Source organism: Sphingomonas sp. (assembly GCF_019635515.1).
GTDB lineage: Bacteria > Pseudomonadota > Alphaproteobacteria > Sphingomonadales > Sphingomonadaceae > Sphingomonas.
On the sequence record NZ_JAHBZI010000001.1, the window covers coordinates 1,990,635 to 2,006,790 of the forward strand.

The 16,156-nt window shown below is 65.3% G+C and carries 18 protein-coding genes; 10 read left to right on the forward strand and 8 right to left on the reverse strand.

What is annotated here, in order from left to right; all coding sequences use genetic code 11:
* Positions 1–8 precede the first annotated feature (8 nt).
* Genes KF730_RS10035 through KF730_RS10050 form a run of 4 tightly spaced genes read left to right on the forward strand, consistent with a single transcriptional unit; the run spans position 9 to position 2,783 of the window.
* Positions 9–1,292 carry a citrate synthase gene (locus KF730_RS10035; RefSeq protein ID WP_294094491.1) on the forward strand — a complete coding sequence of 428 codons (1,284 nt, stop codon included), beginning with the start codon at positions 9–11 and terminating at the stop codon, positions 1,290–1,292.
* A 41-nt stretch (positions 1,293–1,333) separates the two neighbouring features.
* Positions 1,334–1,837 (forward strand): hypothetical protein, encoded by a 504-nt coding sequence (locus KF730_RS10040; protein WP_294094493.1) that lies wholly within the window; start codon positions 1,334–1,336, stop codon positions 1,835–1,837.
* A gap of 30 nt (positions 1,838–1,867) precedes the next feature.
* Positions 1,868–2,110 carry a hypothetical protein gene (locus KF730_RS10045; protein ID WP_294094496.1) on the forward strand — a complete coding sequence of 81 codons (243 nt, stop codon included), beginning with the start codon at positions 1,868–1,870 and terminating at the stop codon, positions 2,108–2,110.
* Positions 2,097–2,783, forward strand: a complete 687-nt coding sequence (locus tag KF730_RS10050; protein WP_294094499.1) for a rhomboid family intramembrane serine protease — start codon at positions 2,097–2,099, stop codon at positions 2,781–2,783. Before KF730_RS10045 ends, KF730_RS10050 begins: the two co-directional genes overlap by 14 nt.
* Here KF730_RS10050 and KF730_RS10055 read toward each other — a convergent pair.
* The gene (locus KF730_RS10055) at positions 2,767–4,272 is read right to left on the reverse strand and encodes a serine hydrolase domain-containing protein (protein ID WP_294094501.1); all 1,506 of its coding nucleotides are present in this window, start codon (positions 4,270–4,272) and stop codon (positions 2,767–2,769) included. The two genes, KF730_RS10050 and KF730_RS10055, sit on opposite strands and share 17 nt — an antisense overlap.
* Before the next feature lie 121 nt (positions 4,273–4,393).
* Here KF730_RS10055 and KF730_RS10060 point away from each other — a divergent pair, with 121 nt between their 5' ends.
* The gene (locus tag KF730_RS10060) at positions 4,394–4,681 is read left to right on the forward strand and encodes a hypothetical protein (RefSeq protein WP_294094502.1); all 288 of its coding nucleotides are present in this window, start codon (positions 4,394–4,396) and stop codon (positions 4,679–4,681) included.
* A 263-nt stretch (positions 4,682–4,944) separates the two neighbouring features.
* Entirely contained in the window at positions 4,945–5,595 is a 651-nt protein-coding gene (locus KF730_RS10065) for a hypothetical protein (protein ID WP_294094504.1), read from the forward strand.
* Positions 5,596–5,850: 255 nt separating this feature from the next.
* On the opposite strand, the gene KF730_RS10070 is transcribed toward KF730_RS10065, so the two are convergent.
* From KF730_RS10070 to KF730_RS10090, 5 genes are all read right to left on the reverse strand, one after another.
* Positions 5,851–7,245, reverse strand: coding sequence for an ATP-binding protein (locus tag KF730_RS10070; RefSeq protein ID WP_294094506.1), 1,395 nt, complete (start codon positions 7,243–7,245; stop codon positions 5,851–5,853).
* Positions 7,242–8,345 carry a DUF2336 domain-containing protein gene (locus KF730_RS10075; RefSeq protein WP_294094509.1) on the reverse strand — a complete coding sequence of 368 codons (1,104 nt, stop codon included), beginning with the start codon at positions 8,343–8,345 and terminating at the stop codon, positions 7,242–7,244. The genes KF730_RS10070 and KF730_RS10075 overlap by 4 nt, the downstream gene beginning before the upstream one ends.
* A 111-nt stretch (positions 8,346–8,456) precedes the next feature.
* Positions 8,457–8,699 carry a hypothetical protein gene (locus tag KF730_RS10080; RefSeq protein ID WP_294094513.1) on the reverse strand — a complete coding sequence of 81 codons (243 nt, stop codon included), beginning with the start codon at positions 8,697–8,699 and terminating at the stop codon, positions 8,457–8,459.
* Positions 8,700–8,766: 67 nt separating this feature from the next.
* The gene (locus KF730_RS10085; protein ID WP_294094514.1) at positions 8,767–9,945 is read right to left on the reverse strand and encodes a hypothetical protein; all 1,179 of its coding nucleotides are present in this window, start codon (positions 9,943–9,945) and stop codon (positions 8,767–8,769) included.
* A 1-nt stretch (position 9,946) separates the two neighbouring features.
* Positions 9,947–11,143, reverse strand: a complete 1,197-nt coding sequence (locus KF730_RS10090) for a DUF1343 domain-containing protein (protein WP_294094516.1) — start codon at positions 11,141–11,143, stop codon at positions 9,947–9,949.
* A gap of 66 nt (positions 11,144–11,209) precedes the next feature.
* Between KF730_RS10090 and KF730_RS10095 the strand changes: the two genes are divergently transcribed.
* A complete protein-coding gene (locus KF730_RS10095) occupies positions 11,210–11,695 on the forward strand; it encodes a DUF4126 family protein (protein ID WP_294094517.1) in 486 nt (161 codons plus the stop codon).
* A 9-nt stretch (positions 11,696–11,704) separates the two neighbouring features.
* Here the strand turns inward: KF730_RS10095 and KF730_RS10100 are convergent, their stop codons facing one another.
* Positions 11,705–12,235, reverse strand: coding sequence for a DOMON-like domain-containing protein (locus KF730_RS10100; protein WP_294094519.1), 531 nt, complete (start codon positions 12,233–12,235; stop codon positions 11,705–11,707).
* A gap of 166 nt (positions 12,236–12,401) precedes the next feature.
* On the reverse strand, positions 12,402–12,962 hold the full coding sequence (locus KF730_RS10105) for a nuclear transport factor 2 family protein (RefSeq protein ID WP_294094520.1): 561 nt from the start codon (positions 12,960–12,962) through the stop codon (positions 12,402–12,404).
* A 265-nt stretch (positions 12,963–13,227) separates the two neighbouring features.
* Here KF730_RS10105 and tyrS point away from each other — a divergent pair, with 265 nt between their 5' ends.
* From tyrS to KF730_RS10120, 3 genes are all read left to right on the forward strand, one after another.
* Positions 13,228–14,445, forward strand: a complete 1,218-nt coding sequence (gene tyrS / locus KF730_RS10110; RefSeq protein WP_294094522.1) for a tyrosine--tRNA ligase — start codon at positions 13,228–13,230, stop codon at positions 14,443–14,445.
* A complete protein-coding gene (locus tag KF730_RS10115) occupies positions 14,442–15,722 on the forward strand; it encodes a hypothetical protein (RefSeq protein ID WP_294094524.1) in 1,281 nt (426 codons plus the stop codon). The genes tyrS and KF730_RS10115 overlap by 4 nt, the downstream gene beginning before the upstream one ends.
* Positions 15,723–15,843: 121 nt before the next feature.
* The gene (locus tag KF730_RS10120) at positions 15,844–16,155 is read left to right on the forward strand and encodes a PilZ domain-containing protein (RefSeq protein ID WP_294094528.1); all 312 of its coding nucleotides are present in this window, start codon (positions 15,844–15,846) and stop codon (positions 16,153–16,155) included.
* The last annotated feature ends 1 nt before the right edge of the window (position 16,156 follow it).

Consider the following 16,156-nt stretch of genomic DNA (forward strand, 5'->3'; position numbering starts at 1 on the left):
CGACGAATATGAGCGACACCGCCAAGCTGCAGGTTCCGGGGAAGGAAGTCGAATACCCGATCCTCTCGGGCAGCACCGGTCCCGACGTCGTCGATATCCGCAAGCTCTACGCCAATACCGGCATGTTCACCTATGATCCGGGCTTTACCTCGACGGCGTCGTGCGAATCGGGCCTGACCTATATCGATGGTGACGAAGGCGTGCTGCTCCATCGCGGCTATCCGATCGGTCAGCTCGCCGAGCATTCGAGCTTCATGGAAGTCAGCTATCTGCTGCTCAACGGCGAGCTGCCGTCGAAGGACGAGCTCGGCAAGTTCACCCACACGATCAGCCGCCACACCATGCTGCACGAGCAGCTCGCGACCTTCTATCGCGGGTTCCGCCGCGATGCGCATCCGATGGCGATCATGTGCGGCGTGATCGGCGCGCTCAGCGCCTTCTATCACGATTCGACCGACATCACCGATCCGCGCCAGCGGATGATCGCATCGCATCGCCTGATCGCCAAGATGCCGACGATCGCGGCGATGGCGTATAAATACTCGGTCGGTCAGCCCTTCGTCTATCCGAAGAACGACCTCTCCTACACCGGCAACTTCCTGCGCATGACCTTCGGCGTCCCCGCCGAGGAATATGTCGTCAATCCGGTGGTGGAGAAGGCGCTCGACCGCATCTTCATCCTCCACGCCGATCACGAGCAGAACGCCTCGACCTCGACCGTGCGCCTCGCCGGCTCGTCGGGTGCCAATCCGTTCGCCTGCATCGCCGCCGGCATCGCCTGCCTGTGGGGCCCCGCGCATGGCGGCGCTAACGAGGCCGCGCTCAACATGCTGCACGAGATCGGCACGCCGGACCGGATTCCCGAGTTCATCGCCCGCGCCAAGGACAAGAATGATCCGTTCCGCCTGATGGGCTTCGGCCACCGCGTCTACAAGAATTACGACCCCCGCGCGACGGTGATGCAGAAGACCGTCCGCGAGGTGTTCAAGGCATTGAACGTCAGCGATCCGGTGTTCGAGGTCGCGCTCCAGCTCGAGGAAATGGCGCTCAAGGATCCGTATTTCGTCGAGAAGAAGCTGTTTCCGAACGTCGATTTCTATTCGGGCGTGATCCTCTCGGCGATCGGCTTCCCGACGACGATGTTCACCGCGCTGTTCGCCCTCGCCCGCACCGTCGGCTGGGTCGCGCAATGGAACGAGATGATCTCGGATCCCGATCAGAAGATCGGCCGCCCGCGCCAGCTTTACACCGGCCCCACCCAGCGCGATTATGTGAGCATCGACAAGCGCTGAGCGGAAACCAGGCGCTGCGTTGAAATGGGGGGAAGAACTGGATGTCGCTACGTGGTGCAATCACGGCGGTTACGCTGATCGGCCTCCCGCTTCCCGCGATCGCCCAGACCGCGGCGGACGCGCTGGAATGCAAGCTGCCCTATCGCGCGACGATGGAGAATGCGGCGAAGCTCAAGCTCGTCCGCGAGGGCAAGCCGACAAACATGGTGATCGCCACCATGACTATCCTCGAACTCGATCCGGGTACCACTCGCGTCTATGGCCTGGTCCCAACCAGGGTCAGCATCCTGATGTCGGAGCCGATCCCGGGCGGGGCCGACAAGCCGGTCAGCATCAACTTCCAATCCTATTTCGCGCGTACGCCGGCCAACGACAAGGCGCTCCTAGCCACTGTCAAATGGAAGCAACCCTGCGCCTGGGGCTCCGGGCTATGCTATCGTGAGACCGATCCGGCTGGTGCCGGTCGGCTGTCGATCCGCGCGGACAATCGCGAGCATTATCTTGTCGAATGCGAATTCAAGGTCCGCGAGCAGGACCTGAAATAGCCGACGCGATCATACGCTCAGGGAGAGACCATGCGCCAGAACATCCTGATCTTCTTGGGGCTCGCCGCGATGCTGCTGGGCGTGCTGTTCATGCTCCAGGGCCTTGGTGTCGTTCGCTGGCCGGCGAGCAGCACGATGATCGACCAGCGCGTCTGGCTGTGGCGCGGCCTCGCGCTGGCGGTTGGCGGCGCGATCGTGGTGGGCGGCGTCCGCCTCGTCCCCACCCGCGCCGAACGCAAAGCCGCCAGGCGCGAGGGCCGTGACCTCGACTGAGGAGTTGCGCCAGGAAGCGGAGGACGGCACCGGCGAGGTGATCATCCTCAGCTGGCGCGAACGATTGCTGGTCGAAGGACCCAATTACGCGCTGGCGGCCTTGCTAGCCGGCGCCTGGATTTTCGCGTTGGTCCATGATCGCGGGATGTCCGACTGGGGCGTCTCGCTGGAGGCGTTGCGTCAGGGCCGCTACGAGACGATCTTTGCCCATATGTTCGCGCATGGCGGCGCGATGCACCTGGTAATGAACATCAGCGCCCTGCTTCCGCTCGGCGCCACGGTGATCTGGGCTTCGGGCGACTGGCCCGGCAACTGGCTGCACTGGGCGATCCTCTTCCTGCTGAGCGGCCTTGCGGGCTGTCTCGCATTCCTCCTGATCCACGCCGACAATGGCGTACCGATGCTCGGCGCGTCCGGCGCGATCTTCGGTTTATGGGGCACCGTCGCGCGGCTGGGCCGCGAGCCGGGCGAGATCGTCTCCTTATGGTCGCGTCAAGTCTGGCACGTCACCCGCTCCGCGGTCACCATCAATCTGGTGATCTTCGTGCCATTGTTCCTGCTCAACTGGGCACTCGGCGGGAATGGCGGGCTTGCCTGGGAATCGCATCTCGGGGGCTATGCGTTCGGCCTGCTCGCCGCCCCCTGCTTCCTCCGCGCTAGGGCGCCGCGCTGAAACTCAACACCTGCAGCCGCAGCGCCGGCTCGGGCGAGCGCTGCACCCGCCCGGCGACCTTGCCCTTCTCGCAGGCCCACACGAACGTTCCCTCCATCGCCGAGATCGGCTTGATCGGCGCGTCCATCGCGCACTGCCCGACCCTGCCCTTGATCGCCGCGATATCCGCCGCCCGCCGCGCCGCGTCGCGATCGAGCACCATATTCACCGCCAGCGGCGCCTTCTCGGCATCGCCCGCCGTCCATGCCATCTTCGCGGCGGCATAGGCGGCGTTCAGCCCCTCGGACACCGGCAGCGCCCGCACCGGCGCGAGGCCCGCCTTGCGCAGCGCGATCAGGCTCTGCATCGCCGGCAGCGACGGCCCGGCATAGGTGCGATTGGCGAAGGCGAAGATGCCCACCCCGGCATCGGGCAACAGGATCACCGTCGAGCCATAGCCCGGATAGCCGCCGCCATGCGTCACCACGCGACCGAGATCGCAATCCTCGATCACCCGCCACGCCTTGGCATAAGCATTCGGCTGCCGGCACGGTGTCCCCAAAGCCGCCACGCGCTCGCTGGCGACAGCAAAATTCGCTCCCTCGACAATCTCGCGCACCGTCCCGCGCGACACCGGCCCCGCATCGGCATCGTCGCGCGCCGGCCACGCCGAAAGCAGGAACGATACCCAGCGCCAATAATCGTTGGCGCTGGTCTGCACCCCGCCCATCGCCCCAAAGGCGCCATCGGCCATGTCGGGCTCGCGCAGCCAGGCATCGTCCTGCCAGCGATAGCCGAGCGCCCGCGCCTCCTGCGGCCCGGCGAACACGTCGTAACCGGTCGATTTCATGCCCAGCGGCGCCATCAGGTTGCGCGCGATCCAGTCCTGATAGCGCATGCCGGTCACGTTCGAGACGATCCGCCCGAGCAGCGCGTAGCCGTAATTCGAATATTCCATGCGGATGCCCGGCGCCTGTGCGAACGGCATGCCGGCCTTGAGCATCGCCGTGAACTCGGCCTCGCGCAAAGGCTGCTGGCGGTCGCCCCAGGGATTGTCCTCGACGAAACCGGCGGTGTGATGGAGCAGATCGGCCACGCGGATGCGCGGGCTGTCGCTGGTCGGGTACTTCCAGCCTTTCAGCTCGGGCACATAGCGTTCCGCCGGCGCATCGAGCGAGAGCTTGCCCTGATCGCGCAGCTTCAGGATCGCCAGCGCCGTGAACGCCTTGGACATCGACGCGATGCGGAAACGGCTGTCGGCGGTCACCGGGCGCTCGCTGCCGGTTTCCATCACCCCCAGCCCGCGGACCAGCACCAGCTTGCCGTCCTTGACCACGCCGAACACCAGGCCGGGTACATGCGCGCTCTGCATATAGGCTTCGAAATAGCCGCTGATCTCCGTCGCCATCGTGTCGATGCTGGCGGCGGGAGGCGCCGCCGGCGCGGTCTGGGCAAATACGGGCATCGCCACGGTCGAGAGGGCGGCGGCAAGGACGAGGGCTTTGAGCAAGTCGGTTCTCCGGAAGCGCGAACCTGAACATCGCAGAACAACGCAGTTCAGCAAAGCGACCGAATCACCCGCCTAGTCTGCGATTCTTGCGGGGAAGGAATGCAAGCAAAGGAGAGATGAGATGAGCTTCAAGAAACTGATCGCAGCCGCGGCACTCGCAGTCGCCGGTATCGCCGGCTCGGCTGGCACCGCAAATGCCGCGCCGGTCGCCCCGGCGCATGCCGGCGCCAGCGCGCTGACCATGTCGCTCGCTGCCAGCCCGCAGCGTTGGGATCGTCATAACCGCTACGATCGCGGCCGCCATCATGGCTGGGATCGCCGCCACTATAACCGTCGCCATTACAATCGCCGTGTCTGCCGCACCGAGTGGCGCCACCATCGCCGCGTGACGGTCTGCTATCGCCGCTAACCCGGCCACAGCCAGGCGAAGGGGCGCCCGCATCGCTGCGGGCGCCCCTTTTCTCTTCGCAATCCAGCCGGGAACCCACCGTCCGGACAAGCGCGCTCTGGCCGGGGAATTGCATCCAATTCGGCCATAGCGACGCCAGCTATCGTTCTCAAAAGCCATGGTTCGTCTAAGGGTCACGGATCGCGTGACAGTCGCGCATCCATCTGGCCAAGGAATGGAAATTGGGGAAATCGTCTAGGAAAACCTGCTATCGTTGCGGCGAGTTGGCGGAGACCCGCGAGCATTTTCCGCCAAAGGCATTTTTCCCCAAGGGCGGAAACCTGCAACTCAAGACTGTCCCTTCATGCGTGATCCATAACAACGATAAATCAAAGGACGATCAGTACCTGCTCACGCATATCTGCATGCACGCGGCCACCGGCGAAAACCTTCCCAAGCAGATTTTCCGTCGCTCTATCCTGCCGGGCCTCAAACGCAGCCCCAGCTTTCGAGCGATGATGAACGATGGCGCCGAATGGCTCGATGCCGGGGCGCGGCGCTATCCGGTCGATATCGCCCGGTTCGACAATTTCTTTGACGGACTAGCCCATGCGATCTTCTTCGATCGATATGGCTTTCCCATGCCCGAGGACAGCCACCGGATCCGGCATATCTATACGAGCCTCGTCAGCGAGGATCCGGGCCATCAGCAGGAAGTTCTGTTCGCCAAGAGGATGACGACACATTTCTTTACCGAGCACGCGGCGATGATCAGCCGTTTCGAAGCGGCGAAGAGCGACGAGATCATCTATTCGAATGCGATCATCGATCCCGCGGGGCCCGATGCCTCGATCACCATCGCCCATAGTTTTTACGGTGTCTTCGACGTGGTCTCGTTTCTGACGCGCATTCCGCCGCCGCATTTGGTTTCCTGATCCATCTCGGCCCGGCGAGCGCGCGGGTCGTCGACAGCCGCTTCCACCGCATCCGCTATTCACTGGAGGAGCGTCATTTCGACAAGAATTTCGGAGCGTTTACGACGATCTGGGACCGCCTGTTCGGCACCGCCCATTTCCCGGCGAAGAACGAATGGCCGATGTCGGCCTCGCCGGGCCGGGATCGATCAACCGCGCAATCTCAGCGAATGGGTAAGCTGCCCTAGCGCTATGGCCGCCGGCTCACAGACGCTATCAGACCCGTAGCGGCAGGCTGAACACGAACCGCGCGCCCTGCCCGGGGGCGCTATCGACCGTCAGATCGCCGCCCATCGCCCGCGCCAGGCGGCGCGCGATATACAGCCCCAGCCCCGAACCACCCGGCTCGCCCGGATCGACCCGCCCGAACTTCTCGAAGATGCGCGCCTGATCCTCGACGGCAATGCCCTTGCCCTGATCGGCGACGATCACATGGGCGCGGGTTTCGTCCTTCTCCAGCCGGATCCACACCTGCCCGCCGTGCGGCGAATAGCGCACCGCGTTGCCGATCAGATTGACCAGCACCTGCAGCGCCCGGCGGAACTCGCCCGTCACCGGCAATATCTCGTAGGAAGCCGGCCGGTCGATCCGCACCTCGCTCTCGGCGGCGCGCACCGCCAGCAGCCCCGCCGCGCGGCGCGCGACATCGGCGAGATCGATATTGTCGTTCTCGATCCTGAAATCGTCGCGCTCGATCGCCTGCAGATCGACGAGATCGTCGACCAGCCCCATCAAATGCCGTCCGGCGCTGGCGATGTCGCCGGCATATTCGGCGTAATCGGGCTTCAATGGCCCCTCGGTCTGCGCGCTGATCGAATCGGCATTGGCGATGATCGCACTCAGCGGCCCGCGCAGCGCCCGGTCGAGCCGCTGGCTGAACGAATCCGGGAAACCGCCAAACGGCGCTGCGGGCGGCGGCAAGGGCGCATCGACCTTGGGCGCCGCCGGAAAACTGTCGAGCATATGCGCCGCGCCGACGAACCCGGCGAAGCGTCCGCCCGGATCGGCACGCGGCGTCGCGTCGAGCCGCACCATCCGCCCGGTCCCGCGAATTTCGGCTTTCTGCCCGTCGAACCGCGCCTGCGCCGCCACCGCGCTGAGGATCGGCAGATTGCCGCTCTCGTCCTGTTCGAGGCTGAACAGCCGCGTCAGCGGTTGCCCCAGCATCGCCGAGCTGTCGAAGCCGTACCGCGCGCCCGCCTCGATCGAGAGGAAGGTGATCCGCAGCGAGGCATCGGTTTCCCACAGCCAGTCGGCCGCCGAACGGAAGAAATCGCCGTCGCGCTCGGGCTCGCTCGCCACCGCCCGCCAGCCCGGACGCGGCCGCCAGCCGCTGACTTCCAGCCGCACGCCGCCATCCTGTGGCTCGGCACGCACCCACAATTCCAGATCGTCGTCACCGTCCGCTGCGATGACGTTGCGCGAGATCGCGATGCCCAGCCGCTGCGAAAGCCGCGCCAGCGTCGCGATCTGCGGCACCGCCAGCGGCGCGCCGATCGCACCGCCGGCACGCTGGTTCAGTTCGAACAGCCGCGATTCGGCGTCGAGCAGCTTGCCCTCGCCATCGAGCCTGCCGATCGCCAGCGGCATCGAGGAATCGATCGCGTTCATTCCGAAGGAGCGGAACGCGCGAGCGCGACGACCGCCGCGCGATAATCGGGATGGAGCCGGAGCGGCGCCAGCGCCTCGCGCGCCGCCACCGCGCTGACCTGCGTGATTGCGTCGAGCGTGTCGGCAAACGCCTCCAGATCGCGCCGTGGATCGGCTTCGCACATCGCATAGCCGATCTGGGCTACGGACTCGCGGCCGAGATCGAGCGCGCGCAAGGCGAGCCACAGCCGGTCGGCGGCGGGATCGAGGACGATCTCGCGCGCCAGCGCATAGCTCACGCCCAGCGCATGACCGAGCAGGGCGATGAACAGCACGATCCGCCGGTCGGCCAGCGATTCGACCAGCAGTCCGGGCAATTCCTGCGGCTGCGCGTCGATCGCTGCGGCAAAGCGCATCGCCGTCGCCTCCAGCCGGTCGCCTTCGTCATACGCCGCCAGGCTGCGCTGCGCCGATTCGCTCAGCGCCCGGTCGAGCGCGTCGCCGCCCTCGCCCACCCGCTCGCGCAGTGCCGCCGCAACCCACCACACCAGCCGGTGATGCAGTTCGGCGGGAAGATCGGTCCGGGTGAACTGTCCCGCATCGGGACTCCCGCGCCTGCGGCTCTCGGCGATCAGCACCGCCATCGCCCCCGCCGCGACGACGCGATCGGGATGCTGGACGAAGCGATTGATCAGGCTCGGCCGCTCGGGATCGTCGGGCGCGTGCATCGGCAGCGCCCCTCCCAGCAGCTCCTGCCGCACCCGCGCGACCAGTTCGGCCATCAGCTCGGGATCGCGCAGCAGTCCCGATTGCCAGAGCCGGGCTAAGATCGAGCTCGGGTCGTTGAGCGCAACCACCAAGGCCGATTCGCCGCGCCCGTGAAGCAGCCGCACGGCATGCTCGCGCACCTCGCCCTCCACGGTCTCGACCAAGCCGCGCAACAGCCCCGCAAGGCCGGACCGCGTCCGCTCGTCGAGCCGCGCATCCTCGGGCAGGAAGAAATCGTCGATCGCCACCGTCAGCCCGCGATAGGCGCGCACCTCCGCGGCCGCCGCACGCGCGAGCAGCTTGTCAGCGCCGGCAGCCTGGCTGTCGCGCGGTTCGACGGGATTATCCGACATCTCGGAAACTCTAGCGCTACTGTCCTTAAGAGACAGCTAAGCCTTTTCGGTGGGAATGTCATTTCCGAACGCTTGTTGCGGTAGCGATGTCCGCCCCAGTTGCAATCTTCACTAGGTCGTTCCTGCACCCTTATCGTAGAGGTACAGCGTCACCTGGGAGGGCTCTTGATTAGCCCACCTAATGGCCTCTGCGAGCGTGACATTCTCTCGCTCGTCATAGATAAGATCGTCGGTGGTTGGCGGGAGCTGATCCGCATCTTCGCTCGCATTATCGCGCGAGGTCGCTTCGATAATCGCGTTCACCTCGCGCCAGCGATATGGCCTCGTTCGCTTGTCGATGATATTGCAGATCATGCTACCAGCTTAACGGCGCGGCGCTTTGGCGCAACGACAGCCCAGCCCGCAATATTGGATATGCGGACTATGTCGCCTTCTCCCGCGTAGCCTCAATCGCCGCAGCGAGCGTCGCGAACGCATAAACCGCCACCCCCGCCAGCCCGTATTCGCTGAACCCGGCCAGCGCGAACGGCGTCAGCAGCAGAAGATGCGCCGACGGGCTCGCCCACCAGCGCCGGTGCCGCACTTGCACGCGCTCGATCAGCACCTGCGCGGCGACGCCGAAGCCGGCGAAAACCATCGGCGTCCAGCTGAACAATTGCGCATGCTCGACCCAGCCGCACAGCAGCGCCACTGCGCCAAATAGCCCCAGGATCGCCCATTCCAGCGCCCGCCCGCGCAATTCCTCGCCGCGCAACGCCGCCATCGCCGATCCCGTCGCCAGCGCCGCCGCCGCGGTCAGCGATCCGGCAACGCCAATGCCGACCCAGTCGAGCCCGATCGCCGTCAGCGACAATAGCGACAGCAGCCCCGCGACGATCATCACCGCCCAGCCGCCGACATTGCGGCCGACCAGTTCGGGCAGCACCGCGCGGGCAATCCGGGTGAACACCCAGCGGTCCGCCCAATCGACCCGCCGCTCGGTCAGCACCGCCAGCAGGCCGGTGTTGCGCGCAGCCAGCCCCTCGGCGCTGCGCTCAACGCTGTGGCCACCCTTCAGCCAGCCCGCGGTCAGCGGCACATGCTCGGCGCTCGATTGCGATGCGACGCGCAGCAGCGCCGACTGGAAATCATAATCCTCGGGCATCTGCGCGATCTGGCCGAGCTGCGCGACCGAAATCCGCGCGATCCCGGCCCAGCTGTCGCGCATGTCGAGCCGCTCGATCGCGGCGGGGGAATCGGCATCGTCGGTCACCAGCAGCGCCTCGCCGCCCTCTGCCGCCATGCGGTCCATCACCGGATCGGTGGTCACCAGCCCATCGGCCATAACCAGCACGCGCGAGCCATGCTCGAACTTCTCGGCGGCCTCCTCGGCGGAGCGCACCACTTCGACCATCGGATGCTTCCTGGCGGCGCGGTTGACCGCGGTGAGCAGCGGCGGGGTCATCTTGCCCACCGCGATCAGGATCTTCTCGGCCCCGGCGCCCACCAGCAGCCGAATTTGGTATTCGAGCAGCGTCATGCCCCCGAACGGCAGCGTCGCGACCAGCGTCCCCGGCCGGTCGCTCGCCTCCTCGACGGCAAAGATCAGCCCGGCCAGCATGTCAGTACCTCAGATACTTCGCGCGCGTTTCGATCCACGCCGCCTCGTCGGGCCGGGTGGCGGCGTCGAGGTCGCCGGGCGTGGCGCCGGCATCGTCGACCCACGCGCGCAGCCCCGGCCCGCCGTTGATCACGTCGATCGCCAGCTTGTCGAATTCATATTCATACGGGAAATCGCGCCACAGGTCGTAATCGCCATAGAGCGCGCGGATCGCCTTGAAGCCCAGCGCCTGCAGCCGCCACGGCTGGAACGCGGCATCGTCATAGGCCGCGCCCTCGGCATGGATGAACACCCCCGAGCACAGCTGGCCGACATGCTTGTGGAAGGTCGGCTGGAACCAGAAATCGCGCAGCGTGCAGCCCTTGAGCCACTCAGGCGCCAAGCGCCGCATCTCGGCGATCACCGCCTTGGCATCGATATCGGGCGCCCCGAACAGCTCCAGCGGCCGCGTCGTTCCGCGCCCTTCCGACAGATTCGTCCCCTCCAGCATCACCGTGCCGGCATAGGCCCGCGCCATGTTGACGTTGGCGGCATTGGGGCTGGGATTGATCCAGATGCGCTCCTGCGGCCAGCCATAGCCGGGGCCGCTCTCCGGCGCCCAGCCCTCCATCTCGACAACGCGATAATCGACGTCGAGCTTGAAATGGTCGATGAACCACGCGCCCATCTCGCCCAGCGTCATGCCATGCCGCATCGGCATCGGCCCGGCGCCGACAAAGCTCTCCCAGCCGGGCAGCAGCGTCAGCCCTTCGATCGGGCGCCCCGCCGGATTGGGCCGGTCGAGTACCCACACCGCCTTTTTATGCTCGGCCGCCGCCTCCAGCACATAGAGCAGGGTCGTCACGAAGGTGTAGATGCGGCAACCCACATCCTGCAGATCGATCAGGATCGTGTCGAACGTCCCCATCGATTGCCCGGTCGGCCGCCGAACCTCGCCATACAGGCTGAACACCGGCATCCCATAGGTAGGATCGGTATAGTCCGGCGACTCCATCATATTGTCCTGGAGGTCGCCGCGCACGCCATGCTGCGGCCCGAACATCGCCGAGACCTTGAGTCCCGCGCCAATCAGCGCATCGACCGAATGGGTGAGGTCCGCCGTCACCGATGCGGGATGCGCGAGCAGGGCCACCCGCTGCTCCTTGAGTTGACCGAGAAGCGCGGGGTCGGCGAGCAGACGATCGATACCGAATTTCATGCGGCGTGAGGTGCCGGGGTTCGGCGCGCGACGCAACCCCCACTCCACCTCATCCGTTACCCCGGCATGATCCGCTCGCTCCTGATGGGCCTGGTCGCCGGTGCCCGCTCGATGACCCCGCTCGCGGTTGTCGCCAATGCGGCCCGCTACGGCAGCCTTCCGCCCGGCGGTGACGCTCCCAAATTCCTCGCCAATCCATTGGTCTCGCTCGGCGCCACCGCGCTCGCCGCCTATGAGCTCGTCGGCGACAAGCGCCGCAGCGCCCCCGATCGGATCATCTGGCCGGCCATCCTCGCCCGCGCCGCCACCGCCGCCTTTGCGGGCGCCGCGCTCGTCCCCCGCCGCCAGCGCTACGCGGCCGCGGCGCTCGCGGGCGCCACCGCGGTGATCGCCTCCTACGCCACCTTCACCGCGCGGATGCAGGCGATGGAGAAGCACAGCCAGCTATCGACCGGCCTGGTCGAGGACGCCCTGACCGTGTCCGCCGCAATAACCGCCGCGCTGGCGCCAATGCCCGCCAGCCTGACGCACTTCACCGAACCGAGGCTATAGCGGCCCCGCCTAAAGCGTCAGCGCGAAACAGGCCGGATCGTGGAAGTCCGCCTTCCCCTCCGGATGCGCCAGTGCCCAGTAAGAGATCGTGCCGTTCGGCTCCTCGATCACCGCGGTAATGCCCATCCGCAGCGGCACTTTTGGGAAATCCGATAGTTCGACATCGACATCGAAAACATAGTCGAAGGTTTCGTCTGAGTTATCGTCCGCAGGATCGACCCGCTCGATATGCGGCTCGATGCTCAGCAATTTGTCTCGCCGGCCTCGCCGATAATTATCGAAGTCATAGGCAGCCCATCGGCATGACGGGGAAAAGTTGAATTCCACGTAGCTGTCGGAACCTGCGGGTTGGAGGAAGAGCTCGAGGCACGTCGTCTTCCACAAATCATCCGCCCGTCCGGGCGACTCCAGCTCCGGCAACTTCAACGGTCCACGAACGCGATATCGCAACAGCATCCTGTCCCCGTCGTCCGCGATGATCTCCGCCTCGACCGCGCTAACCGCCGACGCCGGCGAAGCGGGATGCGCGATCAGCTTCATATTTCTCTCCCCGGCGAAGGCCGGGCCCCAGTTGGAAAGGTCACGGTAACGAAGCGCAGCGCCAGCCAATCAGCCTCTCCTGACTGGACCACAGCCTTCACTGGGAAAGAGCTACGCGGCTGCACCGTCACTTGGCCTTCTTCCCTGTCCGCGTCCAATGCCCGGCCTATTTCACCGGCAGGAACGTCGGGTCCCAATGCTCGTCGGCCTTGCCGTCCTTGAACCGCCACATATCGAACCAGGTGGTCGTATAGGTCCTGGTCTCGTCGCGCGGATCCTTGACCTCGCGAACAAAGCTGACCGTGACATAATCCCCCTCCGCCTGCACCGCGACCACGCGGGTCTGCATGCGCGCCGGGATCGGCTTGGGCTGCACCTTCCGGACATCGACGAAGAAATGCACGACCGCGTCCAGCCCCGACGCTGCCATCGGGTTATGCTGGATATAGTCCTTGGTGAGATACAGCGGCGCGCGCTCCCAATGGCCCGCCTCCAGCAGTTCCTTGACGATCTTGAGCGCAACCTGCTTGTTGGCATGCAATTTGGGATCGGGGCTGGTGAACAGCGCTTCCGGGTCCGGATGCGCGACGACCGGGGCATTGAGCGCCTGGGCATGCGCCGCTGGGGCAGCGAAGACCAGGCTGGCGGCGGCAATCCAGATCGAGCGGTGCATCGCAACTCCTTCGCGCCGATCGAGCCCGGCAGCCCGCACGATATGCATCTCCATGCATCGGCCTTGCAATGTAGGATTTCGCCTGCTTGGCTAAGCCAGTCGGCACTGTTGACCGCTCTTTGAAATCGTCGGTCGGGAAACCCCATGGGCAGTGCGACCATTGGGACCATTCGCGAATGTTGAGCCCCTCCAAAAGGCTAAACTTCCTCAACATTCGCGCGCCGCGCAAACGGGCCCTACCAGCGTAAGGCAGGTATCGATTTCCGCTCCGCAACACGGGCATGACACGCGCCCGTGCCTTCGCTAAACGCCGCGCACCATGACCGAATACAAATCCGATCTGCTCCGCACCCTCACCGAACGTGGCTATGTCCATCAGGTGACCGACGCCGCCGCGCTCGATGCGCTCGCTTCGAAGCAGGTGGTGCCCGCTTATATCGGCTTCGATCCCACCGCACCGTCGCTCCATGTCGGCAGCCTCGTCCAGATCATGCTGCTCCGCCGGCTCCAGCAGACCGGCCACAAGCCGATCGTGCTGATGGGCGGCGGCACCGGCAAGGTCGGCGATCCGTCGTTCAAGGATGAAGCCCGCAAGCTGATGACCGAGGAGACGATCAAGGCCAATATCGCCTCGATCAAGACCGTGTTCGAACCCTTCCTGACCTTCGGCGATGGCCCCACCGACGCGGTGATGCTCGATAATGCCGAATGGCTCGATGCGCTCGAATATCTGCCGTTCCTGCGCGATTACGGCCAGCATTTCTCGGTCAACCGCATGCTGGCGTTCGACAGCGTCAAGCTTCGGCTCGATCGCGAGCAATCGCTGTCGTTCCTCGAATTCAACTACATGATCCTCCAGGCATACGACTTCCTGGAGCTGTCGCGCCGCTACGATTGCCGGCTCCAGCTCGGCGGCTCGGATCAATGGGGCAATATCGTCAACGGCATCGAGCTGTCGCGCCGCTGCGACGGCACCGAGGTGTTCGGCGTCACCACCCCGCTGATCACCACGGCCGATGGCGGCAAGATGGGCAAGACTATGTCGGGCGCGGTGTGGCTCAACGAGAGCCAGCTGTCGCATTACGATTACTGGCAGTTCTGGCGGAACACCGATGATCGCGACGTCGGCAAGTTCCTGCGCCTGTTCACCGATCTCCCGCTCGACGAGGTCGAGCGGCTCGAACGCCTCGAAGGTGCCGAGATCAACGAGGCCAAGAAAGTCCTCGCCAACGAAGCCACCGCGATGTGCCGCGGCAAGGCCGGCGCCGAGCATGCCGCGGAGACCGCGCGCAAGCTGTTCGAGGAAGGCTCGGCGGGCGGCGCGCTGCCAACGCTGGCCGTGCCGGTGGAGGGGATCGGCGTCATCCAGGCCCTTACCGAAATCGGCTTCGCCGCGTCGAACAAGGAAGTGAAGCGCAAGATCGAGGAAGGCGCGATCCGCGTGAACGATCAGAAGATCAGCGCCGCCGACTTTATCGTGAAACCGGGCGACAAGATCAGCTTCGGCGCCAAGAAGCACGGAGTGCTTACCGCATGATCCGCTACGCCCTCGCCGCGCTTGCCCCACTGGCCCTCGTCGCCGCGGCGCCCGCGCCCACCGAGCTGGACAAGATCGCCGAAGCCTTCGTCCACTTGACGCTGGAGGCCGGCGAACGCGAAGCCGGCTATGTCGACGCCTTCTACGGTCCTGAGGAATGGGCGAAGGCGGCCAAAGCCAATCCGCGCGACGTGGCAACGCTGGCCAAGGATGCCGATACGCTCCAGGCCAAGCTCGCCGCGCTCGATCCGAAGGCGCTGACTCCCGACGAGCGCCGCCGCCGCACCTTCCTGACCGGCCAGCTTCGCGCCGCGCAGACCCGGCTGGCGATGATGCAGGGCAAGAAGTTCAAGTTCGTCGATGAGGCCGAGGGCCTGTTCGGCGTGCGCCCCGATCTCAAGCCGCTCACTTATTATGACGGTCTGCTCGCCCGGATCGATACGATGCTGCCGGGCAAGGGCAGCCTTGGCGAACGTGTCGGCGCATATAAGGCGGCGGCTGTCGTCCCAAAGGACAAGCTCGATCCAGTGATCCGCGCCGCCATCGACGAATGCCGCACCCGCACGGTGCGCTACATCACAATGCCGGCGAACGAGAAGTTCGATCTGGAATTCGTCACCGGCAAATCCTGGTCGGGCTATAATTGGTACAAGGGCAACGCGCACAGCCTGATCCAGGTGAATACCGATCAGGGCGTGACCGTCGATCACGCGATCACCCTCGGCTGTCACGAGGGCTATCCCGGCCACCACGCGCTCAACGCCCGGCTTGAGGACAAGCTGACCAAGGGCAAGGGCTGGGTCGAGTTCAGCGTCTATCCGCTCTACAGCCCGCAAAGCTTCCTGGCCGAGGGTTCGGCCAATGCCGGCGTCAAGCTCGCCTTCCCCGGCACCGAGCAGGCCGATTTCGAGCGCAAGATCCTGTTCCCGCTCGCCGGGCTGGCGCGCGGCGGTGCTGCCGCCAACCCCGCGCTCGATGCCGCGCTGGAAGAACTCAAGCTCGCCGCTCTGACGATCGACCAGCAATATCTGGATGGCGAGATCACTCGCGATGCCGCCGCGGTTTTGCTCGCCAAATATGCGTTCACCACGCCGGCCGCCGCCGCGCTCGGGCTGCCCTTCGTCGAGCAATATCGCAGCTATGTGATCAACTATAGCCTGGGTGAGCGCATGGTCACCGCCGCGCTCAATCGCGGGGGTGCGGATGCGGCGATGCGCTGGCAGCGGATGGAAAGGCTGATCTCCGAACCAACCGTTCCCGCCGACCTGACCCAATAGGGGTATCAACTAACTCTCACGCAACCGAATATTAAGCATCTTCATTGCAAGGAGATTCACGCGGGTCTGCTCAATATGAGTAGCCAAACCTCGAAGTAGTGAGGCGTGTGTGAGCGTTGGAATGGGCAATCTGGCTTTTGCCGAAGTGCGCCGTGAAGGCCGTGACGACGTGCATTACCGCGCCCGCGCTTTCGGGCCTGACGCGAAGCAGCACACCTTCCTGATCGTCAATATCTCGCCACACGGGCTGATGGCTCGCTGCGATGCCGGCTTCCAGGTCGGCGATCGCGTCCGCATCCAGCTTCCCGTCGCGGGCGTGGCCATCGCGGAGATTCGCTGGTCGCTGGGCGGTCGCCTGGGCGCCCAGTTCGAAACCGCGATCGACCTTGCCAGCTATTACGAGCTCATCACCACGATGATGCGCGCAAAGTGAC

Coding starts and splice junctions, on each gene's coding strand:
- KF730_RS10035 (WP_294094491.1), top strand. CDS start 9: ATGAGCGACACCGCCAAGCTGCAGGTTCCGGGGAAGGAAGTCGAATAC.
- KF730_RS10040 (WP_294094493.1), top strand. CDS start 1,334: ATGTCGCTACGTGGTGCAATCACGGCGGTTACGCTGATCGGCCTCCCG.
- KF730_RS10045 (WP_294094496.1), top strand. CDS start 1,868: ATGCGCCAGAACATCCTGATCTTCTTGGGGCTCGCCGCGATGCTGCTG.
- KF730_RS10060 (WP_294094502.1), top strand. CDS start 4,394: ATGAGCTTCAAGAAACTGATCGCAGCCGCGGCACTCGCAGTCGCCGGT.
- KF730_RS10070 (WP_294094506.1), bottom strand. CDS start 7,245: ATGAACGCGATCGATTCCTCGATGCCGCTGGCGATCGGCAGGCTCGAT.
- KF730_RS10075 (WP_294094509.1), bottom strand. CDS start 8,345: ATGTCGGATAATCCCGTCGAACCGCGCGACAGCCAGGCTGCCGGCGCT.
- KF730_RS10080 (WP_294094513.1), bottom strand. CDS start 8,699: ATGATCTGCAATATCATCGACAAGCGAACGAGGCCATATCGCTGGCGC.
- KF730_RS10085 (WP_294094514.1), bottom strand. CDS start 9,945: ATGCTGGCCGGGCTGATCTTTGCCGTCGAGGAGGCGAGCGACCGGCCG.
- KF730_RS10090 (WP_294094516.1), bottom strand. CDS start 11,143: ATGAAATTCGGTATCGATCGTCTGCTCGCCGACCCCGCGCTTCTCGGT.
- KF730_RS10095 (WP_294094517.1), top strand. CDS start 11,210: ATGATCCGCTCGCTCCTGATGGGCCTGGTCGCCGGTGCCCGCTCGATG.
- KF730_RS10100 (WP_294094519.1), bottom strand. CDS start 12,235: ATGAAGCTGATCGCGCATCCCGCTTCGCCGGCGTCGGCGGTTAGCGCG.
- KF730_RS10105 (WP_294094520.1), bottom strand. CDS start 12,962: ATGGAGATGCATATCGTGCGGGCTGCCGGGCTCGATCGGCGCGAAGGA.
- tyrS (WP_294094522.1), top strand. CDS start 13,228: ATGACCGAATACAAATCCGATCTGCTCCGCACCCTCACCGAACGTGGC.
- KF730_RS10115 (WP_294094524.1), top strand. CDS start 14,442: ATGATCCGCTACGCCCTCGCCGCGCTTGCCCCACTGGCCCTCGTCGCC.
- KF730_RS10120 (WP_294094528.1), top strand. CDS start 15,844: ATGGGCAATCTGGCTTTTGCCGAAGTGCGCCGTGAAGGCCGTGACGAC.